Here is a 24,224-nt window from a genome sequence, read left to right as displayed (position 1 = left end):
ATTCCGACTGAATAAAATAACATGGCTGCCACAGTGATGCAGCGACTCATCGATTCTGTCCGAGTATACCCGATCACCCTCAGGTTTTATCTTGCGAAACCAAACCGGTTGGGAAGAATACCGTGGGTTTCGGTCTTTTCCTATCAGGATCGCAACTTCAACGTGCGATTAACTACGGTGAAGTTGCTTTTTTATGCAAATAAGCTCGACGGCTAGTTTACTTGAAGTCTGAGTAAGGCACTAACGGTTGTGGTGGCATATCCAGGTCGCCCTGCCAGCCAGCCATTGAGTAGCGCAGGTAAATCAGCGCATGACTTGGGGTATAATCTTTTGCTTGCTGGATATCCACTCCTGCACCCAGGGTCCAGTGCGAACTCAGACGGCGCTCAATCAATGCTCGTAAGGTGTAGCCCACACCATTGCTGCTTTCACCACCATCAATATCATAACGATCTGAAATGTTTTTTGGCCGATTTGTGTCTGGGTCAATAACCGGAGCCGGAAGCAGACTTTGAATCGGATAACGCGCCCTATCATTGGTGGCTGAATGCGACAATGAAATCGACCCACCTAACTCCCATGACCAGTTATCCGTCCGCTGCCGATAGTTCACCGGAATAGCCAGTGACAAATACTTCTGTGGACTGTAATACCCGCCCTGGCCCAAGGTATAACCGCTGAGGTCTTTTTGATAATGCCACCACATACCATTCAACCCGACAGTCAAACGGCGGTTATCTTCATTGATCAGCTTATAATAATAGCCGGTCATAAAACGTAGCCGTTGGTTATCGGCCACATTTTTCCCCGTCAGATAATGATAGCTCAAGTCACTCCAGACCCCGTTGGCTTCACCCCGATCATAGCTAGTTCCGAGGCTTACGCCACTGGCGCGCACGCCCCCCCAGGTGATGTGGGTATTCGGATCTGTTGCACCGGCAAAGGCCAACAATGAGCTGGATATCGGCCGCCGTGAAGCGGTTGCTGTCCAGCCAATGTGATTCCAACTGTTGCTATAGGCTACACCACCGACCACATCAACCACATCGAACCCCATCGGGGTGGTGCCAATATCCGTAGCCCAACTGTCATTCTGCCAGCCAACAGCCACACTGGTCCCTGTTGCCCGTTGATGTAAATCCGTCTGACAAACCGTTTCGGAGCGATAACACGTCCCCGCTTTATACCGAGTATTGGCATCCAGTGTGCCTGCATCCATCTGCACAGTATCTGTGCGGAAGAATGCCCGACCATCGGCGAGCGCAGTATCTACCTGCAACATAGTGTTGTAGGCGCTGAGGTCAGAAATCCCTTCAGTACCGCTGGAACGTAGATAATCCTGATCCAATGTGACGCGGGTATCCTGCTGACGATAGAGGTCGGCAGCATCAGCACGAATGCCACGTTTGAGCCAATCATCCGTGGCCTGATTGCGTGTTAGCAAGGTATAGCTGTCATTATCTGTCGGCAATGTCGGTGCAATACCGCTGGCGACCATCGCCTGCTTGAAATCATCTTGCGCTGCAGCTGGCTGCCCTTGTGATTGTGCTAAACGAGCCGAGTCACGAAACACCAGCGCATGATCCTGTGATGGTGCGCCCTTAGCGGCAGCTGGTTTCAACCGTTGGAAGATATCGGCTGCTTTTTGTGGTTCGCCTACACCGCTCCAGGCATTGGCGACCCGCCGTTGAGTATTTAAGCTGGCACTTTCGCCGGTCAGTGGTTCAGTTTGCAAATGCTGACGTGCATCGCTAAGGCGGCCTTCGGCAATATAAGCCTCAATTTCCCCCAAACGCGCATCAGGGTTTTGCGGCTCGCGCGCCCGAATACGCTGATAGCCCGCTAGCGCTTCACTGTAATCGCCGCGTTCCAGCGCCCAATCGGCCAGTGTCAGGTCAATTTGTGTATTCGCAGGTTGTTGACGTAACGCGGTTATCGCACCGATTTCATCACCATTTTCCCGCAGCTGGCGCGCCAATGTCAGCACTTGATCTAATTTCAAGCGCTGATCTAATTCACGAATATTATCGTTCCATTGCGCCGCTGGCAGTGTGGCCAGATGTGCCACTGCCTGGCTATCTCGCCCGGTGCTGGAAAGATAGAGTGCGTAAGCATAGACCTGCTCTGGGTCACCCGGTTTGCGACTGGCTAATTGGTGGAACTCTGCATCCGCCTGTGCCGAATGACCATCTTGCGCCAATGCTTGTGCCAACCGGTAAGTTATCCAGACATCATCCTGTGCCAGCTTTTGTGCCTGCCGGTACTTCTCTGCCGCCTGATGCCATTGTTGCTGTGCCGCCAACGTTTCAGCCTGCTGTTTCAGCATATCCAATTGCAGGCTACTGAGTGTGTCGCGCATTTTGGCCTGTTGGCTGCGCGGCAAATTATTCAGGTAATTGAGTGCTTTTTGTGGGGATTCACGTTGATAGATATTTGCCAGGCCACGCACCGCGCTGCTGTTGGCTGGATCCAGACGCAATGCCTGCTGGTAATGCTGCTCGGCAGTTTTATCATCATGACGGGCCACGGCCACATCACCCAAACCAATCAGTGCATAACTGTCGCTGCCATCTATTTGACGCGCCTGCTGATATTTTTGCTGGGCCAGTGCAGTATTGCCGGTTTTCAGCGCTTTATCACCTTCATCATTCAGCAACCAGTAGCGGTTGGTCTTAATCAAACTGGCCCATTTATCACTCTTCAGGCCGTCTTTATCTGATTTTTGTGCCTGTTCAAACAACCGCAAAGCCTGTGCACGATCTCCCGCACGGGCATAGGCCAGCCCCAGTGCGCCCAGTATTTCTGGATCATTGGGTGAGGCCGCCAATGCTTGTTTCAATGCCGGTATTGCGGCCGCGCCACTACCACTGTCAACTTTCGCCAGCCCACTTAACCGCGCCTGATAAGTAGGATCGGCTAACATCGCTTGCTGATTAGCCAGCTCTTTGCGAGCAATATCTGCTTGTGGGCCGGTTGAAAACACATTAAGAAAATGGGTCAATGCGGCGACGCTTTGCGGGCTTACCGTCATCGTTTTGATGGTATCCATCCACAAATCAGCAGCATCTGACGTTCCGGTAGGGTCGGTGGCCACTTTCTCCAACATCGCGTAGCCCTGTGCAGCCTTTTGTTGGCTGAAATACATGCGCGCCAGTGCCATGCGCAGAGCGACATTGCCGGGATATTGTTGGTCTAACGAAGTAAGTTTCTGGGTAGCCAGCGCTTCCTGACCCGGTAACCGCGCCACCAGCCGCCAATATTCAACCGCCAGATCCAATGTAGGTGGATTCCCTTGTAGCAACTGATCATATTTAACTTTTGCTTCTGCGACTCGCCCGGCGGTTGCCAACAGACGCGCCTCCTGCAATTGCTGACGCACCTCTGGTTTTGTCATGGCCAACATCAGCTTAGCGCGACGATACACCTCAGAGCCAGGTGCCAATTGTTGCAACTGATCCAGTTGTTTCTGTGCTTGCGCCAGATTCCCTTGCCGCAATGCCTGACGTATTCCCGCCGCAATGACATCCGGGTTATTCGGGTCCATCATGTTCAGGCGATACAGTGACTGCTTAACCAACTCATCTTTATTAGTCGCCTCGCCCAATCGTACCTGTTCGAGTAAAAACTGGGTTGGCGAGACAGCTTCGGCCCCACGCGCCACACCAATAAAGGCTTGAGGCAATAACACCAGGCTTAACAGCCAGTTTATTTTAATGTTGCGCATTGACTGTTCCATGAGGGCTGAAGCTCACCCTGACGATTAAAGCTATAACGATGTTGTGCCCATCCCTGACCAAACAGTGTCAGCACCGCACTGTAGTAAGCATCGGCTCCCGGAGGTGAATCTTGTACCCGCTTTTGTTGTTGGCTAAGCGCCTGCTGATTAAACGGTGCGTGACTGCTGGCTAAAAACGGCAATAGTGCCGCCGAAAAGCCAACTGGCCCATCACCGGTTGTTTTGCCGGTCAACGTGTCGGCCTTTTCCGGAGGCAAACCTTGCTGCCGGGTGATTTCAGCCATCGGTTGGAAGCGCTGGATAAGTGCCGCCTTTTGCGGACTGTTATTGGCTAACATCCCAGCCCATAAGTAAGTACGAATCGCATCGTAGCTACCGAGATTTGGGTGCGTTTCATCCGACTGCCAGCCTTTATCTTTTTGCCACACCACCCAATCAGGGCTGAAACCCTGCGGTGCTGTTTCCAGCCATAGCCGCTGATTTGTTTTCACCATAGCTTTCCACGGCCCGGCAAAGGAAGCGAAACGCGCCAGCAATTGTGGTGGCAAATAGCTTGGATTAAGCCGCCAACGGTCTTCATTATTAAAGCCAATTTTGCCCGGTAATAACATTTCACCCAAGCCGGGAATATTTACCACTTCTTCTTTGGCAATGCGTTGCAGCAGCAGCGTTCCCATGGTCTGGTAGCGGCGGGTATCCCACAATCGGCCTGCCTCTAATAAGCTGTAAGCAATCCATAAATCAGCATCCGAGGCCGAGTTTGGGTCGAGAATATCCCAGCTATGTTCATTGCGTTGTCCCCACAACCATGCGGGCAAACGGGCGGTTAAATCTCCCGCCGACAAGTTGTTTTCCGTCCAGGTGAGTAATCGATCGAATGTCTCGCGATCATCTGCCACCAGCGCAAAAAACAAGCCGTAACTCTGCCCTTCCGACGTGGTTATTTTCTTTGGGTTGCTGGGGTCGATAACCCGCCCCGACTCACTGATATAGTGTTGTTTGAACTGCTGCCATGCTGGCCAATCACAAGCTGCTGCGCTACCAAAACTGGCAAGCAGCAGCAGGATGCATACCAGTCGTTTAAACATCACGACCATCAGAATTAATCTCTCTCATCAGGTGATAACCGGCGGCGACTAATCAGGCGTAACAAGCGCCAGGCCATCATTGCAGCAATCACCACGACTAACACTGCAACACCCGCCAGCAGAACCGGATGGGTAGATAAGGTATGCCAGATGCGTTCCCACCATGGCAAATGGCCTACATCATAGGTGTCGCCAACGCGCAGGCTGTTAACGCCTGACTCACGGATAACCGCGACCGAGCCAAACACCGCCTCACGTTTGCCACTGTCGAGCAGTGCATTATTCAATAAACTGTAGCCATGCGGACTGTCAGCCAATAACGCCACGATACTGCGCTGCGGGAAGTTAGGTGACTGCACGCCGATAATGGCCGACATCGCCCCTTCAGAGCTGACGGTCGTTTTGCTGTCCGCCACTCTATCGGAAGCGGGAGCCAACATGTCCGGCAAGCCCGTTTGACGATTTGGCATTTTGACCCAGCTCTGGGTTTGATCCACCAGCAGGTTAATCTTCTGGTCATCACGTAACTCTGGTGGAATGGTGCCGATAATCAGCACATCGACATCTTGGTCTTTCGCCTGTGACCAATCGTCAGTGATGTTGATCCCCACGGCTGGGTAACCAACTTGTGCCCCAATATTGCCCACGGTATTTAACAACGTAGTCAGCTGTGACGGCGCAGGTTTTGGTGGCACCAAGACCAGGGTTTCGGAGAGGTCTGCCATGCGACTGAATGGGAAGCCGGCATTAGCAAATGCCCGTAAATCTGGCATTTCCATAAAGTGGCGGTAACCGGAGAAATCGATAGTGGAGTTACCATCAATCACCGCGTGGTTTGGCGCGGTAGAGTAGGTTTCACAGCGCCCTTCCGCGCCACTCGCCAACAAGGTGCTGTAGTCAAAATCAAAGCGTAGCTGGTTGGTGGCCCCCAGTTTCAATGCCGGAATGGTCAACCGCTTGGCGGAGTCTTGTAAGCCTTGCAGTAAGGGCAGGCGCAGTATTTTACTGTCTTCCGGCGTATTCGGTGACAGCGGATAGTCCTGCACAAACTGATTATTCAGGCTGATACTTAAGCGGGAACCATCCATCAGGCGCGTTGACGTGTAACGATATTTCAAACGCATATCAATACCCGCACTGCGGATCAGGAACAAGTCCGGTGGCAGGTTCAGCGATAATGAAATCGGCGGCGGCAACAAACCGGTGGTTTGTAACTGATCCGGATATTGCTGTAGCTCAGCAAAAGTCATTGGCCGGTCGGTACGCACCCAGTTTGGCGCATCATAAGGCTGGCGTGGTGCCAGTTGCTCGACTCTATCTACTGTCACATTTTGACCACGGAACAGGATATTGCCTTGCGCTATCCCCTGTGCCGCCGTGATTAGGTCATTATCATCACGGCCCAGAATCAGTAACAGCTTCACATACGGGTTATCCGGATGACTGATAATCTCTACTGTCGGTGCTTTGACCGGCGGGTAATCTTTCAAGAAATCAGGGCGTTGAGCATTAGTAGCAAACACCACCGCATGTTGAGTCGGCAGCTGATTATACAAAACCGGGAAGTTCTGCCCACGCCATTGCGCTTTGTCACCCAACCACGATGCCAAAATAGAGGCCGCGCGCTGCTGCGCCACATCCGGTGCCGCAGCGAAAACGACGGGTAAAGTTAGCGGGCGGTTATCCCGTGCATCAAAGAAAGGCTCAGGAAAATGGGACAAATCATTTTTGACTGACAATGATTGATAGCGTAAATCCAACGAGCTGGATTTGCTGATATCCAGCCACAGCGTATTACTGGCCGGATTCTCACAAATGTTTTGATAGTGGCCGACAAACACTAACCGCAGCCGATTGAAATCACTGATATAAAGTGGATCAATCGGCAACTGGAACCGTGTTGGTTTACCCAGTTGATCTTTAGTGATTGCCGTGACCCCCATCAGCTCATCATTCAGAAAGACTTTAACCTGTGATTCCACCGGGATAAGTGAAGGTGATGGCGTAAATTCGAGGTTTAACATCGCATGAGTGACCACTTCATCACTACGCACGCCGAATTCAATCACCCCTTCTGGATTAGTGCCGCGCAAGGCGAATGTCCCCGGTGGCGGGGCAATCTTGGCAAAGGTGTAAGCCACATCGCGAACGGGAACATTCGGCAATGCCGCCGGAGCGACGGGTGCTAAATCCACTGTTGCTACGGCGGCAGTCGTCGAGGCCGCCGATTGAAGCGACGGAACTGCTGGTGTTTCGGCATGGGTGAATGGCGTCAATCCCAAAGCCAGTGCGGTAAACCAGGTTATTTTTCTCGTCATCATATCATCATCAATGTTGAGCCACTGTCTGGCCCTGGCTACTCGGAGCCTGATTTTTATCCACGCCATGGGGTACAAACGATGCAATCCAGGCAATCAGGGAGGTAAATCCTATCAATACATTTCGAATTACCGGTGGAGCATAGCTGGCCATACGGACATAGCCTCTAAAGCCCAGCGCCAAAACATCACGCAGGCTTTCAATCGGTTTATCTTCTGGGAAGCCATCCTGCCACAGCGCCCACGTGTCAGCGCGAGCAAAAGTACACTGTATAAAATCAATATGTTGGGACACACTCAGTTGATGCATCCGCATCCCGACTTTGGTGCCAAAGGCACGGGTAACTTCACACGGGAAGGTATATTCCTGTGCGCCGCGTTTAAGCAGCAGATGTACTGCTTCGCCATCTTTTAGTAACCCGGCTTCACGCATTTCGATCCCTACCCCACCATCGGAATAGTCGCGTAGGGTGCAGGAGAACAAGTGGCCATCAGCACGCGCCACCGCTGCGGGCATGGCAATCTCGACACGGTGGGATTGGCGAACTTGTTTGGCCTCAACCGCCACCGCTACAGCCCCGCCTAAAATCGTCATATTATAAATGACCCACACCAGGCTAATCACCACGGTCATGATTTCAGTCGCCGGGCCATAACCCAGGCGCCACAAGCCTGCAATCAAACCCGCCAGATTCAACAGTACCAGCGCCATATAAGGACGGGTTATCACCCAATCCACATGTTGCGCTTCGACCAAACCGCCTTTTGCCGTGACGTTAAATGTCCCTTTATGGGGATTGAGCAGTGCCACGGTGGTCGGGCGGGCAATATACCAGGCCAGCACCGTTTCATAGATTTCACTCCAGAATGAGTGGCGATATTTACCCTGTAGGCGGGAGTTGGTAAGGCTGGCGTGAATCATATGCGGCAACACATAAAGAGCAATCGCCAGTGCCGGTGCAAAAATGATGTAAGCATGCAGCAACAGAAATGCCAGCGGCGCGGTCAGGAAGATCAAGCGCGGAATGCCGGATAAGAAGTGCAACATGGCGTTGGCATAGCACAAGCGCTGGACAAATTTCAGCCCTTTGCCCAACAGCGGGTTATCCAACCGGAAGATTTGCACCATGCCACGCGCCCAGCGGATTCGCTGCCCGATATGTGCTGACAAACTTTCGGTTGCTAATCCGGCCGCCTGCGGAATACGGATATAAGCTGAGGTGTAACCTTTGCGGTGCAGACGCAATGAGGTATGAGCATCTTCGGTAACCGTTTCCACCGCGATCCCACCCACCTCATCTAGCGCACTGCGGCGCAACACGGCGCAAGAGCCACAGAAGAAAGTCGCATCCCACATATCGTTGCCGTCTTGTACCAGGCCGTAGAATAACGTGCCTTCATTGGGGGTTTGACGAAAACGCCCCAGATTGCGCTCAAAGGGGTCGGGTGAGAAAAAGTGATGCGGCGTCTGAATCATGCCGAGCTTTTTATCTTTAAAGAACCAGCCGACAGTCAGTTGCAGGAAAGAGCGGGTAGGCACATGGTCACAGTCAAAGATAGCGACAAACTCACCGGTAGCTTGTTTCAGCGCATTATTGATATTGCCGGCTTTGGCATGCTCATGAGTAGGGCGAGCAATGTAATTCACCCCCACTTCTGCGGCGAATGCTTTAAACGCGGGCCGGTTACCATCATCCAGAATATAGATATTGATTTTGTCTTTCGGCCAATCAATGCCCAACGCGGCATAAATGGTTGGTTTCACTACACCGAGGTCTTCGTTATAAGTCGGCACCATCAAATCAATGGTTGGCCAGCTATTGATATCTTCCGGCATAGGCACTGGCTGGCGGTTGAGCGGCCAAATAGTCTGGAAATAACCCAATACCAACACCACCCAAGCATAAGTTTCAGCTAACAGTAATAATAAACCGCACACCAGACTGACAGGGTCATCCCAGTTAAGTGTTTCGGTATAGCGCCACCATAAGTAGCGGCAGGAAACCGTTAACGACAGCACAATCAGCATCAGGGTAGGCAAGCGCCCTGGTACGCGCCGCACCACCATAGCAATGGCCCACAGCAACAATACAAACACGAATTGCGCCATCATACCGAATGGCTGTGAGATGCACAGCAGGGCTAAGATACCGGTGAAAATACCCAAAATAATAAACAGGATACGGCGGGTACGCCTTGAGAACTGGCTTAATCGGGTGGCGACTGACGTTTCTATTCGCTGGAGTTCAAATCGCTGCGGCACACTCCCCAACCAACTGATATATCCTTGTCTTTTGTTTTTTACCCAACCTTTACCGGCCGCCGCTGGCTGACGTTTTTTATCATGATCAGATTGCGGACGGATTAATAACAGCCACAACCCTTGCAACAGATAACGTAAACCATCACCCAAACGTGGGCGATTCGGGGAAATTTGCGGGAACCAGTAAGTGCGGTGTTGTATCACGCTTTGCCAGCTTGGGGACTCCAGACGCAGGAAGATCCAGCACAATGGCAGCGCCAGCGTAGTGAGAAACGCCGTGAGCACAGTACAGCCTTGCTGCATATAGAGATGATAGCGGCGGCGCATCCCTTGATAGACCGGGGTGAGGAATAACATCCGCATCAGGCGATTCATAGGCTGCTTTCCGTAGCATTGATCAGGCACCAATTTGCCAGAGTCATCACTTCTTCTGCCGCCAGGCTTTGCGCACTGTATTCACCCAATGGCTGTTTGGCTGCCAATGCTTCGGCCACTGCTTCATCGCGATGAATAAATATGGGTAATAAGCTATCCAGACTTTGCAGCCAGAGCTGATGTAAATCCTGTTGTAAACGGCTGCTGGCAGAGAACTGATTAAGTAGAAAATGGCAGCCGGCAGGCAAATTTTGCTGATGCAGGCGGATATGGCAACTGGCATCGGCATGAATCAGAATCAGGGTTTGATCAGCCAGCGCCAGTGCCTGACGGGTAAATGCGCTATCACCGGCGGGGATATCCAACAAAATCCAGCGATAACTCGCATTGGCAAGCAGTCGGGACAGGTTCTCCTGCCATTGACGAGGATGTTGCTGCAACGATGCACTGAGTTGTTCGTTTTCAACTTGAGTCAGTTGACCGAACGGTAAGAAATCCAGCTTCTCGGTATAGCGCATCGCCCCTTGCTGCCAGCCTTCGCCATCCACTTCAGCTTTAGCCCAACCACGGGATTGCTCAAAACTCATGTTAAAGTGCAATCGCAGTAAATTATCCGGTGAAAAATCGATCACCAAAACCGATTCATCCAGTTGCTGTAATGCCCAAGCCAGAGCTGCGGTGACCGAGGTTGTACCAATGCCCCCTCTTACACCTTGTAATGCCAATACCGGCATAGACTATTCACTCCCTGCGGATTGCGCTAATTCGGCTAGCAATGGCCAGCGAGCCATCATTTTAGTTAATCGTTCCTGGCGGACAATATCGACATAACTTAACGTGGGTAACGAGAAAGCCTGACTTAATGCTAGTAGATCATCCTGAGCTTCAAGTGAAGTTTTCTCATGGAATCGATTTATTATCGTCTTCATTTATCCGCCTTTAGAAAATAGGCTATGGTAATTAAGTATAACAATAAGTGGAGTATACTTTCTCCCAATAAGATGAGTCTTAGATTAATATCAAGGCAGGGAGATTGGTTAATACTTATTGCAATGTTACAATTGTTCTTTGAATTTATCCAGTCATTGGCCCAATAGCACTTTAACGAAAGCAGATAAAGAATCCATGTCACGATCTTTCTCATTAGGTGTTCGAAAAATCTGGGATGAATTAGCCGTCATGCAGGCTCCTGGATTCTATTGGATCAATATTGAACGTCAAGTTGACGCTAATTTATTCTGCCAGCAGATTATTCGTAGCCAACCTGAAAATACCCGAGCAGCATTGATTTGTTCAGGACAAAAACCTGAAAATATCTTGAACAATATTGGTGATTCTGGCCCCAGTAAATTACCGCTATTTACCTTACCTGCTCAAAAAAACGCCTTAAAATATTTAACTCATGATTTAATGCGTTCGCTACGTCCACAACAGCGACTCTTCATTTTGTTTGCACCCGCGAATCTGTGGCAAACCTTTACCAGCGAAGAAATGCAGCAATGGCTACAACATATTCAACAATGGCTGGAAACCCAGAACTGCACATTACTGGTGATTTGTCATAGCACTGGCATTAATAAAATCAAAAATCAGTTGGTCAGTCAGCACCGTTATTTACAAGGTTTAGCTAATCTGCAATGGCAGCAGGATAATGCACAATATGTGGTTTCCTGGTGGAGCACGGTAAAAGGGGTGACCGCCAACCAGTTGGTTTTGCTCGAAGCCGATGAGCAAGGCTGGAGCATGGCGGATGAAGTCCAGCAAGCTCTGCCGCAATCACGCAATGATGAGCATCTGTATTTAGCCGAAACCAGTATTCTGGAAGGTGCGCCACCCCTTTCTACCCACTGGCAACTGCTGGAATCCAATACCTCTCTGGCTCAGCGCGCAATGACAGCGCACGCCGCAACACTTATTTTTGCGCTGAATCAGAGTGAGCAGATTGATGAAATGGCGCATCAAATCCACAACATCCGCCGTCAACGCGGCAATAGCGTCAAAATTGTGGTGCGCGAAATGCACGCCAGCTTGCGCTACAGCGACGAGCGCTTGTTACTGGCCTGCGGGGCCAATCTGATTGTGCCCCATGTTGCGCCACTGTCGCGTTTTCTGACCATGCTGGAAGGGATTCAGGGGCAGCGCTTCTCACGCCATGTTCCAGAAGATATCAATGCACTACTGGAAGCATTGCGCCCCCTTCAACTCAAAGGCTATCTGCCCCCTACGGAGTTCTGCCAATCGGTATTGCAGCTCATGAACAACACCTTGTTACCGGAAAACGGCAAAGGTGTATTAGTCGCACTACGGGCCGTGCCGGGGCTACAGGCGCGTCAGGCACTGACGCTGTGCCATTTGCGCCGCTATGGCGACGTGGTGACGGTGTCTGATAATCGGGTGTTATTATTCCTTTCCACATGCCGTATCAATGACTTAGATACTGCATTAAGCCATATTTTCCGCTTACCAGTAGCCGAAGCATTCAGTAACCGGCTGGTGTGGTATCAGGATCAAGAAATCATCTCGGAGATGAACCGAATGATAAATACTCCCGAGGTATGGCAAGCCACTGGTGATAAAAAGACTTATAAACAAGAAGTTGATGTGCCAGAGCAAACGGCACGCGCCCGACACACCCCCGTGCCACTGACACTGAATATCGGTTCTCAGGAGAACGCCCAATGAATCTTAATGATATTTGGCAAATTCTGTTGCTGGGGGCCATTATTTTTTTCCCAATGGGCTATATGGCTCGCCGCTGGTTTCCACGGTGGTGGGAGAAAAAACAGCATTTATTCATATCCGCGCGCTATTTAAAATCAGAAGGGATCTGGTTGCGTGATGGCTCATCTTCACAGACTAAGAAATAACCATGAACGCAAAAAATAAACAGCAAGAGTCGCAGAGCCCGTGGCGTTATTGGCGCGGTTTGGGTGCATGGAACTACTACTTCCTCCTCAAATTTGCCCTACTGTGGTTTGGTTATCTGAACTTCCACCCGCTGGCAAACCTGGTGTTTCTGGCCTTTCTTCTGTTCCCGATCCCAGCATATCGTGTCCACCGCTGGCGTCATTGGCTAGCCATCCCCATTGGTATCGGCTTGCTTTATCACGATACCTGGCTGCCGGGTATCAACAGCATCATGAGCCAAGGCTCACAGATCACGGGCTTTAGCTTTAGCTATCTAATTGAATTACTTAGCCGTTTCATTAACTGGGCGATGATAGGAACCGCTTTTGTCATTCTGGTAGGCTACCTGTTTATTTCACAATGGATTCGCGTCACCGTTTTTGTCGTCGCCGCTATGATCTGGCTGAACGTCGCCGGTATTGCCGGGCCAGCATTTTCTCTGGCTCCCAGTGCGGAGACGGCAGCGACAACTGCGCCAGCGAGCACGGATCAACCCTCAGCAGCAGCCGGGAGCAACCCTGTTGAAGCCGGTGGCCCGCCTACCGATGCAAATCTTACCGCTCATCTGAATGCTTTTTATGAGCAAGAGAAAACTCGTCACACGACATTCCCGGCCTCACTGCCAGGAGACGCACAACCCTTTGATTTATTAGTTATTAATATCTGTTCACTGTCATGGTCAGATATTGAGGCTATTCAACTGGATAAACACCCGCTGTGGAGCAAGTTTGATATTCTGTTCAAAAACTTCAACTCAGCCACCGCCTACAGTGGCCCGGCGTCTATCCGCCTGTTACGCGCCAGTTGCGGCCAGTCATCCCATAAAGATCTGTATCAGCCACAAGATCAACAATGCTATCTGTTTGATAACCTAGCTAAACTTGGATTTACCTCACAGTTGATGATGGATCATTCCGGTGTCTTTGGTAACTATCTGCAAAACATCCAGGATGACGGCAATATGCGCGCACCGATGATGTCGCAGAAAGGTATTAGTAATCAATTGGCTTCCTTTGACGGTGAGCCGATTTATAACGATCTGGAACTACTGAATCGTTGGCTGGAACAGCAGAAGAATGGCGGTGATACTCGCAGCGCAACTTTCATGAATATCATACCCTTACATGATGGTAATCGTTTCGTCGGCACCAATAAATCGGCTGATTATCGTGCCCGCGCCCAAACCCTATTTGACCAGTTGAACACCTTCCTCGAAGAGCTGGAGAAATCGGGTCGGAAAGTCATGGTAGTCGTGGTGCCAGAGCACGGTGCAGCGCTGGTTGGTGATAAAATGCAGATGTCTGGTCTACGCGATATCCCAAGCCCTAGCATCACCCATATCCCGGTCGGGATTAAGTTGATTGGCATGAAAGCGCCACAACCTGCCACCCCGGTAGTGGTCAGTGCGCCAAGCAGCTATTTGGCTATTTCTGAATTAGTATCACGCATGGTGGATGGCAAAGTGTTTACCACCCCAAGTGTAGATTGGCAGACCCTGACACAAGGCTTACCAGAGACCGCCGTAATATCCGAAAATGATAATGCTATTGTGATGCAATATCAGGGGAAACCCTATATTCGGTTAAATGGCGGTGATTGGGTGCCTTACCCACAATAAAGATCGTGGTATTACTGATATTTATATTTAAAAGAGTGCATTCATTGCACTCTTTTTTATTAATATTTACGTGCTTATATCAGCCCCAAATACCCTGATACTCATAAAGGGAAACTAATTAATCGCTAGAATATTCGCTAAATAATAACAATAATATTGTTCACCCATCGATAAGAAATGTGATCCATATCATTTTAAATCCATACTTTGGCTCTGATTATAAACATCACCTATGGCGCTATTTCATTTTCATATCACTCAAACATAAATAATTTACTTACTAATATTTATTCACCATAAGCCGCCACCCTATTTATGTTAAATAAAAAACGCCGAATATTCGGCGTTTCTAATAGAGGCTATATGGCTTTATTTCAGTGTTAACTGGCCTTTTCCGCTTCATCCTGATCGACGGCAAAACAAGCTACCATTTGGTCGCCATATTTCTTCAGTTGTGGCTGTAACTGAGTACAAGTGCCAAATGCCCGGCGGCAACGCGCATTAAATGCACAACCTGGCGGTGGGCTCATTGGACTCGGCAATTCACCGGTTAACTTGATACGCTCACGGCGCATATCCGGATTCAACCGTGGCGTAGCAGATAACAATGCTTGCGTATAAGGGTGACGCGGATTATTGAAAATGGCCTCTTTGCTGCCTTTTTCAACACAACGGCCCAGATACATCACCATCACTTCATCAGCAATATGTTCAACCACTGACAAGTCATGGGAGATAAAGACATACGACAGCCCCAGCTCTTGTTGTAAATCCATCATCAGGTTCAATACCTGTGCCCGCACCGACACATCCAGCGCAGAAACCGGTTCATCGGCAATCACCACATCCGGGTTCAACATCAACCCGCGCGCAATGGCGATACGCTGGCGCTGACCGCCGGAGAACATATGCGGATAACGGTCATAATGCTCAGTTTTCAGGCCAACTTTCGCCATCATCGCCAATGTTTTTTCGCGGCGCTCTTTGCTGCTAAGTTTGGTATTGATTTGCAGCGGTTCTTCCAGGATCTGCCCCACTTTCTTACGCGGGTTCAACGAACCATAAGGGTTCTGGAACACAATCTGGATTTTCTGCCGCCGCAGCTTCTCAGCACTTTCATCTGGCTTGAGCAGATCCTGACCCTGGTAGTAAAGTTCACCCCCAGTTGGGATTTCTATCATGGTCAGTAAGCGGCCAAGAGTGGATTTCCCACAACCCGATTCGCCAACCACCGCCAATGTTTTGCCGCGCTCTAAAGTGAATGAAACACCATCCAGCGCTTTAACCAGGCGTTCCGGCGCAAATAACCCTTTTTTGACCGGATAGTATTTTTTTAAATCAATGGCTTGTAACAGTGGCTTGGTTGCCTGTGATTCATTTTTCATATCAGTAGGTTGACTCATATGGTCGGCCTCCCCGCATCATCGAGCGGTGTATGGCATTTAACCTGACGCCCCGCTGGCCCCAACAGTTCAGGTTCTTCACGGCGACAGCGATCATTGGCATACGGACAACGCGGGTTAAGCAGGCAACCTTCAGGGCGGTCATATTTACCAGGAACCACACCCGGTAATGATGCCAACCGCGCTTTATCCTGTGCAAACTCCGGTAACGCCCGCAACAACGCCTGAGTGTATGGATGGCGTGGCGCACGGAAGATTTCCGACGATTTACCGGTTTCCACCACCTGACCGGCGTACATCACAATAATATGATGAGCCGCCTCAGCCACCAGTGCCAGGTCATGCGTAATCAGCAACAGCGCCATATTTTCGCGCTGCTGTAATTCCAGCAGTAACTCAATAATTTGCGCCTGAATGGTCACATCCAGCGCGGTTGTCGGCTCATCGGCGATCAGCAGTTTTGGCTTACACGCAATGGCCATAGCAATCATCACGCGCTGGCTCATCCCACCGGAAAGCTGGTGCGGATACACATCCAAACGTGAAGCCGGATCAGGAATACCCACCAATGTCAGCAAATCCACAGCCCGCTGATGACGCGTTTTACGATTGCCGCCCTGATGTACCTTCAGCGCTTCCATTATCTGGAAACCGACGGTATAGCACGGGTTAAGGCTGGTCATCGGATCTTGGAAGATCATTGCCACTTCCGCGCCCACTAATTGACGCCGCTCTTTTTCAGAAATCTTGGTCAGATCGCGGCCATTAAACTCCAGCTTATCGGCCATCACTTTCCCGGGGTAATCAATCAGCCCCATGATTGCCAATGAACTGACTGATTTACCAGAGCCAGATTCACCGACAATTCCGACCACCTGACCTTGCTCAATGCTGTAACTGATGCGGTCTACGGCTTTGAACGGCGCACCTTCGTCACCGAAATGCACCGACAGTTTATCTACATTTAAAAGTGCCATCTCTCTCTACCTCTGTTACTGCTTGAGTTTGGGGTCGAGAGCATCACGCAGGCCGTCCCCCATCAGGTTAAACGCCAGAACCGTCAGCAGAATCGCCACACCGGGGAAGGTCACGACCCACCAGGCGCTTTGGGCAAACTGCAACACATCAGAGAGCATGGTGCCCCATTCTGGTGTTGGCGGTTGTGCACCCATGCCGAGGAAGCCGAGAGCCGCCATATCCAGAATGGCGTTAGAGAAGCCGAGAGAAGCCTGCACGATCAACGGCGCGAGGCAGTTTGGCAAAATATTGATAAACATTTGGCGCATCGCACCCGCACCGGCCACTCTTGAGGCCGTGACGTAGTCGCGATTTACCTCAACCAGCACGGCAGCTCGCGTCAATCGCACGTAGTGCGGCAAGGCGACAAAGGTTAGCGCCAACGAGGCATTGACAATGGAAGGGCCGAATACCGCCACCAACACCAGTGCCAGCAACAGGCTTGGCAGTGCCAGCATGATATCGACCACACGCATGATGATGGCATCGACAATCCCACCGAAATAACCGGCCAGTAAACCGAAAACCACGCCCATTACCAGTGACAGCACCACCACCAGGCAGCCAACCAACAGCGAGAGACGAGCACCGTACATCAGGCGGGACAAGACATCGCGGCCCACATCATCAGTACCGAGAATAAATTTCCAGCTACCGCCTGCTTCCCAAACTGGGGGCTTTAGCAATGCATCGCGAAATTGCTCTGCCGGCCCATGTGGGGCAAGCCAGGTAGCGCCTGCAGCAATTATTAGCATGATAATGATGTAAAACAGGCCGATTACAGCCCCTTTATTGCGCTTAAAATAGTGCCAAAACTCCTGCAAAGGAGTCATCGGTTTCGGCGCACTTTTTACTGTAGACTCAGTAAGTTGAGACATTCTGCGCCCCTTATTTCTTGTGACGAATACGCGGGTTAACTACGCCATAGAGCACATCTACCAGCAAGTTAACTAAAATAATCATGATCGCGACCAGCAACACCCCCCCCTGTACCACCGGGTAATCTCGGCGTTGCAAAGCATCCATCAACCAGCGCCCTAATCCCGGCCAGGAGAAGATGGTTTCCGTCAAAATCGCGCCCGCCAGCATGGTGCCAACCTGCAAACCAATCACGGTCACCACCGGCAATAAGGCATTGCGCAAGGCATGGACCACAATCACTCGCATCCGACTCAAACCTTTGGCGCGCGCGGTACGGATATAATCCTCGCCCAACACTTCCAGCATTGAGGAACGGGTCATACGCACGATAACGGCGAGAGGAATGGTGCCTAATACAATCGCGGGCAAAATCATATGCATTACAGCGTCTTTAAAGTCACCCGGTTCACCCCAAATGAAGGTGTCAATCAGCATAAAACCGGTCAGCGGCAGACTATCGTCGAGGAATACGGTATCGCTGACACGCCCCGAGACGGGGGTTAAGTTCCATTGCACCGAAACCAGCATGATCAGCATGATGCCCCACCAGAAGATAGGCATCGAGTAGCCAGTCAGAGAGATCCCAACGGCAGTATGATCGAATATTGAACCGCGTTTGACTGCTGCCAACACACCAACGGGGATACCCACCGCGATAGCAAATAGCATCGCGCAGATCCCAAGCTCCAGTGTCGCTTTAAAGCGGGGCACAAACTCTTCCCAGACAGCAATACGGCTTTTCAGCGAAATGCCGAGATCGCCATGTAATACGCCATTCACATAATGGAAGTATTGTTGATAGAGAGGCTTGTCCAGCCCCATTTCCGCCATGATTTGAGCATGACGCTCGGCGGAGATACCGCGTTCCCCAGCCATGATGGTCACCGGGTCGCCCGGGATCATATGAACAAAAGCAAAGGTCAGCAAAGTAATGCCGATAAACGTTGGGATAACTAACCCCAAACGTCGGAGTATGAACTGCAACATATCCCGAACTCTCTGTGTAGAATGCCGGGCCGCTCGTGGGCAACCCAGCTTATTAAACCTCCCCAATAAGCTATTTTACTTGCCATTTTGACCTAGGGCAGTGCTCACCACCGTCACGTACTGCATGTACGCTCCGGTGCTTGCGCGCTGTCCATGCCCAAAATTTCTGCGACAATAACACTTATTGGGAGAGGTTATATGGCTCACATCTGTATCTGTCTTAACCTAAATAAGAAACCGGCGAATATGCGTATGCCACACATTCACCGGTTGTCTACAAGGTTAAAATTAATCCAGGGACACGTTCTCGAAATGGTGTTTACCCAACGGATCAACCACATAACCTTTCACTTCTTTACGCACTGGCTCATACACGGTTGAGTGAGCCACAATCAGCGCTGGCGCTTGATCATGCATCACAACCTGAGCTTGTTTGTAAAGTGCGACACGTTTGTCATGGTCAGACTCAGCACGCGCTGGCTGGATCACGTCTTCAAACGGCTTATAGCACCACTTGGAGTAGTTAGAACCTTGTTTGGCCGCATCACAGCTGAACAAGGTGGCGAAGAAGTTATCCGGGTCCCCATTGTCCCCAGTCCAACCCATCATCACAGTTTCATGTTCGCCGTCTTTGGCACGCTTGAGGTATTCGCCCCACTCGTAAGTCACAATTTTGGCTTTCACGCCCACTTTCGCCCAGTCAGACTGGATCATTTCAGCCATACGACGTGCATTTGGGTTGTACGGACGCTGAACTGGCATTGCCCACAGGTCGATGGCGAAACCATCTGGCAGGCCAGCTTCTTTCAACAGCTCTTTCGCTTTAGCAGGATCGTAAGCGTAGTCTTTCACATCATCGTTGTAGCCCCACATAGTTGGTGGGATCAGGTTCTTGGCCGCCTGGCCAGCACCTTGATAAACCGCATCGATAATCGCTTGCTTGTTAACAGCCATGGTCAGCGCCTGGCGAACCTTGACGTTATCCAGTGGTTTTTTCTCAACGTTGAAAGAGAGGTAACCGACGTTCAGGCCCGGTTGTTCCATCAAGTTGATGGTTTTGTCTTCTTTCATGCGAGCAATGTCAGCCGGGTTAGGGTAAGGCATAACCTGACATTCATTTTTCTGCAATTTCGCGTAACGGACAGATGCATCTGGGGTAATAGAGAAGACCAGACGATCAATTTTCGGTTTGGTGCCCCAGTAGCCATCAAATGCTTTGTACAGGATGCGGGAATCTTTTTGATACTGTTGCAACTGGAACGGGCCGGTGCCGATAGGGTTCAAATCGACTTTTTCCGGTGTACCGGCTTTCAGCATGTTGTCAGCATATTCGGCAGACAGTATTGACGCAAAGTCCATTGCCAGATCGGCCAGGAATGGAGATTCAGGACGCGCCAGTTCGAAGCGCACCGTGTTGTCGTCAACTTTAACGATATTGGTGATCAAATCACCCATACCCATACCCTGGAAGTACTCATAGCTGCCGCCAGATACTTTATGGTACGGATGTTTATCATCTTTCTGACGCATGAATGAATAAATCACATCATCAGCATTGAAATCACGGGTCGGTTTGAAGTCTTTATTATCTTGCCACTTCACCCCTTTACGCAGGTGGAAAGTGTAAGTCTTACCATCTTCACTCACTTCCCACTTCTCAGCCAGACCGGGTTCAATTTCAGTAGTACCGAGTTTGAACTCAACCAGACGGTTGTAGATAGGAACCGAACTTGCATCATAAGTCGTGCCAGAGGTGAAAAGCTGCGGGTTGAAACCTTCCGGAGAACCCTCAGAACAATATACCAATGTTTTCGCTTGTACACTGGCCGCTACGGTCAGTGCAATCAGCCCAATACCGAATTTCAGTATCCCTGTTTTTCCCAAGGAAATCGTCATCGCTTGTGCTCCATTATGGTGATGTGTGTTGTGTGTACGGCCAAGCCCTATAATTTTTTCGTCCGTGGACTGTACCGTTTTGGCCAATTTATCGCAGGGATGGGGGATTGAGATGCCGGATAAATGTTATCGCGACGGCAAAGTTGAGTATAAAAAATCCCCCAAATTGCTCTCGATGACTACCCCTGAGGCTACCAATTTGGCAACAGTTGGTGGCAACGTCAATACGGTCTGAGTGGATTTATCGAGACAATGAGAAACAGCATACAAACATAAAAAAAACTTCTCGTTAACATTATCAGCATTAAAAATTATGCTAGCAGTTACAATCCAGAAGTATTAACTGGCTAATTTAAATAAAGCAGTTGCAACATCCAGTGACAAACAAAAAAACTTTGTTGCTAAATGATGTATATCTGTTCAGATTTTTTTGTAATATCGATAGAAAATAGAGGGAAATGCTGCCGCGACAGCCGATAAGTGACGTTAACCTTGTCACATACAGCCGGAATCTCAAACATTTTGCGTGCTGTTAAAAAAGCACAATATTGGCTCAGTCATTTATCTTAACCAAGAGCAGATATAGCTCTCAGATAGAACGCACCATAAAGGTGCACCAAATCAGTGCGCCCATGTAGTCGGGATAAAGCAGGTTCTGGTGACTGAGTCCATTTAGGGCTTAAGGATTCGGGTTACATTGATGCCGCCATAGATCACGCCAGCATCACCTGGAAATGCTTTATAACGTAGCTCTATATCACTAAACGCACTGACGATCCTGCCTTTATTATTGCTTAATTCATTAGTATCAATCTGGATATCTTGAGAAGTAATGATATTTCCATAATCATTATCGACTAATTTTGCTTTGAGCTTTATATCAGCAGATCCGTCACTTGCATTCGACTTGATCATACCTTGTGTATTATTAATTGTGTAGTCAGCGGTAATCGATGTTAGACCACTGTTAGCATAAATACTCCCTGTTTTATTGTTAACATTATGCCCAGAGATCCTAATGCCAAATTTTTCATCCACTTTAAAATCTAACCCTTGTCGATCACTTTTTATTCGCCCTCTGGTATTATCTATATTACCACCACTTCTTATTTTTATTTTCGGGGCAGATATTCGTCCGTTAGCATTATTAATAAAAGAGGTTGATATAAGATTAGCTATCTCTCTGGCATCAATAACTCCTTTATTTTTGATGCCACCACTTTTTGCAAAAATAAATATCTTATTAGCATACATACCGCCAAGTTGAGTGACATCAACCACAAGATTAGTTTTGTACTCATCAATGTAGTCATATATTGGTTTGATATTTAACAGCTTTCCAATTGGGGCGTGATTGATATTAAGTTTTCCTGTCGCAATAGCGATATCTCCACTTCTTATTTCACCGTCTATTGTTAGTGAGGCTGAAAATAAATCCAAATAATTATCAAAATTATCATTGTGCCTCAGGCCATTCCTATCAATGCTGATATTGCCTTGCGCCACATGATAACCCATTAAATTCCCAGCTCGACTAAACACAGGAGTACCGGTAGTTAGCGTGACATGGTTGGTATTATTAAATTGACAATTATTGCAGCGAATCCCAAACGGATTAGCAATAATCACATGAGCAGTCGCTCCAATAACAGCTAAACTTCCATATAACTCCGTTCTTTTATTTGATGTAACTTCATTTAAAATAATCTTTGCCGATTTCTCAATCAAATTGGGATTGCCGACAAAACCCGGGCCATCAACTTTAAGATTGTTAAAAAAAATCTTATTATGTCCACGTCCGAATAATAAATTAAACTCTTCATATTTATTATATGATACTCCTTGGTCTGTTGGCGTAGTGATATTAATAGTGGTAAACACTGCACCTTGACAATAAACATCTTGCGCCTTGCAGGTTTTCCTTTCTTCAATATATTTATTAATACCTGGTTGTTGATGTTTAGGGGCATTAGCATCAACAGTCACTTTAGCAAATAAAAAAGGAGTCATAAAAATAAAAGTACTGATCAGAAAAGAAAGAAATATTTTTTCCATATTTATCTTAACCACCTTGTTCCATTAGCTAATATTGCCAATTGAGCATAAAACCTATGACAAGTGGATCAGTATTAAGATGGGCTGGCTTATCAAGCGGAGTGCTGATATTGAAGTCATAACCCAACTGTCGATAATATCCCCGAACACCTATCACAGCACCAACCAGACGATCCCCCAGTAAAAATTGTCCCCCCTTGTCACTTACTTCACCATAATCCAGGCCCACATAGAGTTGATTGGCGAATCGCTGATTTATCCAGGCAATGTCATTTTTTAAAAACCAACCCTGTGGTCCCGCAAGTACATTGTCGGTATCAAACCCGCGTACTGAATGCCGCCCACCAATAGAAAATTTATCCTGCACAGTAACTGCCGATCCTGTGTATTGCTGGCTAAATGTCGATTGATGTTGAAAATGCTCTTCACCCAGCATAAAAGGAATATTCAGCGAAGCAGTCAAATTAATTAATCTGGTCGCAGGCAATGAATCCCTACCCGGTGGCGGGCGCGCGCCAAACCATTGGGTTCCTTGCTGATAATTAATCCCGCCACTAATGGTTGCCCAGCGAGTATAGTGAAGATGTTGTAACCCGAGTTGCCAGTCAACAGTATCCGACCGCTGGATTTCCAATTCTATATCGGCAAAAAAGCGGTTGGACTTGCGAATTAACGCCCCAGTATAGCCCACTGTTTTATAGTTATAACCTCGCATCAATAACCGCTGAATATGCATATCCAGTGACCGCCAGTACGTGTGGTATTTATACGCTGTACTGGCCACCAACAAAGATTGGTAATAGGCCCCTTGGCTAGCCGTCATACTCAATAACCAATGCCCGAAAGGGATTGAGTAATGCAGAGTAAAATTGCTGTTACCTTTGTCGTGATGATTATCCAACTCCCTGTTGGCCGAGAAATAAGCTAACTCACTTAGCGATAATGGATTATCAAGAAATAACGTGACGCCACCACGATAACGACCAACGCCATAGTGTCCCGCATTATCGAGAAAAGCATTCATTCGCCAAAAACGCGATTGCTGACGCCTAACAATAATCTGACTGCTTAAATCTTCAGGATTTAACACCACATCCATCGTGGCATTCACCGAGGGTAAACGCTGTAAATTTTCTAACCCTTGTTCAAGATTCCGTAAATTAACCAAATCGCCCCGCTGACTGGGGAAAACTGAGCTTAACTGAGCATAGCTATGGCTATCGTCATGATGCTCAATGCCACTCACACGACCAGGAATTAAGGTCAGATATAAAGTACCGTCTACATAGCTGTCTTCAGTAAAAATCGCATGTGAAGTAATATAACCATCAGCAACCAATTGCCACTGGAGTGTATTGCGTAATGACGATAGCCCTTTATCATCTAAACAATGCCCTTGAGCTTGATTTGCCCATTGCAACAAGTGCCTTGCATTAGGAAATATATCAATATTTATCAGTATGATGCGCTTAATGACCAAACATGACGAATCATCTGAAGATCCAATGTCTGTTGGGGTCGTAGACGGATTAACCTTCGCATAAACAATAAATGGGGTAGCCGATATGAAAATAAAAAAAGATAGTAATATGGCCATTCTCCCTATTTTTTTATAAAACATCTCGGCTCCCTAATTTATT

At 48.9% G+C, this 24,224-nt stretch carries 16 protein-coding genes; 3 read left to right on the top strand and 13 right to left on the bottom strand.

Going from position 1 to position 24,224, the window contains the following annotated elements; all coding sequences use genetic code 11:
• Positions 1–217 precede the first annotated feature (217 nt).
• From bcsC to bcsR, 6 genes are read right to left on the bottom strand one after another with little or no spacing between them, the layout of a single operon-like run.
• Positions 218–3,724: a cellulose synthase complex outer membrane protein BcsC gene (bcsC, locus tag FTB31_RS12640; protein WP_077294958.1), complete on the bottom strand. Its 3,507-nt coding sequence runs from the start codon at positions 3,722–3,724 to the stop codon at positions 218–220.
• The gene (gene bcsZ / locus FTB31_RS12635; RefSeq protein ID WP_077294959.1) at positions 3,706–4,833 is read right to left on the bottom strand and encodes a cellulose synthase complex periplasmic endoglucanase BcsZ; all 1,128 of its coding nucleotides are present in this window, start codon (positions 4,831–4,833) and stop codon (positions 3,706–3,708) included. The genes bcsC and bcsZ overlap by 19 nt, the downstream gene beginning before the upstream one ends.
• 5 nt (positions 4,834–4,838) lie before the next feature.
• On the bottom strand, positions 4,839–7,142 hold the full coding sequence (bcsB, locus tag FTB31_RS12630) for a cellulose biosynthesis cyclic di-GMP-binding regulatory protein BcsB (protein WP_050076797.1): 2,304 nt from the start codon (positions 7,140–7,142) through the stop codon (positions 4,839–4,841).
• A gap of 10 nt (positions 7,143–7,152) precedes the next feature.
• Positions 7,153–9,780 (bottom strand): UDP-forming cellulose synthase catalytic subunit, encoded by a 2,628-nt coding sequence (gene bcsA / locus FTB31_RS12625; RefSeq protein ID WP_050076646.1) that lies wholly within the window; start codon positions 9,778–9,780, stop codon positions 7,153–7,155.
• Complete coding sequence (gene bcsQ / locus FTB31_RS12620; RefSeq protein ID WP_227726498.1) at positions 9,777–10,514, bottom strand: cellulose biosynthesis protein BcsQ; 738 nt, start codon at positions 10,512–10,514, stop codon at positions 9,777–9,779. The genes bcsA and bcsQ overlap by 4 nt, the downstream gene beginning before the upstream one ends.
• A gap of 3 nt (positions 10,515–10,517) precedes the next feature.
• On the bottom strand, positions 10,518–10,709 hold the full coding sequence (gene bcsR, locus FTB31_RS12615) for a cellulose biosynthesis protein BcsR (protein WP_050076644.1): 192 nt from the start codon (positions 10,707–10,709) through the stop codon (positions 10,518–10,520).
• Positions 10,710–10,905: 196 nt separating this feature from the next.
• Here bcsR and bcsE point away from each other — a divergent pair, with 196 nt between their 5' ends.
• The 3 genes from bcsE to bcsG are packed head-to-tail and all read left to right on the top strand — an operon-like array spanning position 10,906 to position 14,305.
• Positions 10,906–12,462: a cellulose biosynthesis protein BcsE gene (bcsE, locus tag FTB31_RS12610; RefSeq protein WP_050076643.1), complete on the top strand. Its 1,557-nt coding sequence runs from the start codon at positions 10,906–10,908 to the stop codon at positions 12,460–12,462.
• Positions 12,459–12,647, top strand: coding sequence for a cellulose biosynthesis protein BcsF (bcsF, locus tag FTB31_RS12605; protein WP_050076642.1), 189 nt, complete (start codon positions 12,459–12,461; stop codon positions 12,645–12,647). The genes bcsE and bcsF overlap by 4 nt, the downstream gene beginning before the upstream one ends.
• A 2-nt stretch (positions 12,648–12,649) precedes the next feature.
• Positions 12,650–14,305, top strand: a complete 1,656-nt coding sequence (gene bcsG / locus FTB31_RS12600) for a cellulose biosynthesis protein BcsG (protein WP_050076641.1) — start codon at positions 12,650–12,652, stop codon at positions 14,303–14,305.
• A gap of 380 nt (positions 14,306–14,685) precedes the next feature.
• Here bcsG and dppF read toward each other — a convergent pair whose 3' ends face one another.
• From dppF to FTB31_RS12565, 7 genes are all read right to left on the bottom strand, one after another.
• On the bottom strand, positions 14,686–15,690 hold the full coding sequence (gene dppF, locus FTB31_RS12595; RefSeq protein WP_077175085.1) for a dipeptide ABC transporter ATP-binding subunit DppF: 1,005 nt from the start codon (positions 15,688–15,690) through the stop codon (positions 14,686–14,688).
• A gap of 14 nt (positions 15,691–15,704) precedes the next feature.
• Positions 15,705–16,685: a dipeptide ABC transporter ATP-binding protein gene (gene dppD / locus FTB31_RS12590; RefSeq protein ID WP_227731431.1), complete on the bottom strand. Its 981-nt coding sequence runs from the start codon at positions 16,683–16,685 to the stop codon at positions 15,705–15,707.
• A 15-nt stretch (positions 16,686–16,700) separates the two neighbouring features.
• Entirely contained in the window at positions 16,701–17,603 is a 903-nt protein-coding gene (gene dppC / locus FTB31_RS12585) for a dipeptide ABC transporter permease DppC (protein ID WP_019081649.1), read from the bottom strand.
• Positions 17,604–17,613: 10 nt separating this feature from the next.
• Positions 17,614–18,633, bottom strand: coding sequence for a dipeptide ABC transporter permease DppB (gene dppB, locus FTB31_RS12580; protein WP_032814686.1), 1,020 nt, complete (start codon positions 18,631–18,633; stop codon positions 17,614–17,616).
• A gap of 288 nt (positions 18,634–18,921) precedes the next feature.
• On the bottom strand, positions 18,922–20,529 hold the full coding sequence (dppA, locus tag FTB31_RS12575) for a dipeptide ABC transporter periplasmic-binding protein DppA (protein ID WP_005174918.1): 1,608 nt from the start codon (positions 20,527–20,529) through the stop codon (positions 18,922–18,924).
• Between the two features lie 672 nt (positions 20,530–21,201).
• Positions 21,202–22,584, bottom strand: a complete 1,383-nt coding sequence (locus FTB31_RS12570) for a two-partner secretion domain-containing protein (RefSeq protein WP_077175029.1) — start codon at positions 22,582–22,584, stop codon at positions 21,202–21,204.
• Positions 22,585–22,612: 28 nt separating this feature from the next.
• The gene (locus FTB31_RS12565; RefSeq protein ID WP_077175086.1) at positions 22,613–24,181 is read right to left on the bottom strand and encodes a ShlB/FhaC/HecB family hemolysin secretion/activation protein; all 1,569 of its coding nucleotides are present in this window, start codon (positions 24,179–24,181) and stop codon (positions 22,613–22,615) included.
• Between the last annotated feature and the right edge of the window lie 43 nt (positions 24,182–24,224).

Origin of the sequence: Yersinia proxima (assembly GCF_902170785.1) — a bacterium.
Lineage (GTDB): Bacteria > Pseudomonadota > Gammaproteobacteria > Enterobacterales > Enterobacteriaceae > Yersinia > Yersinia proxima.
Note: the sequence above shows the minus strand (reverse complement) of the source record. Positions and strands in the feature narration are given on the sequence as shown.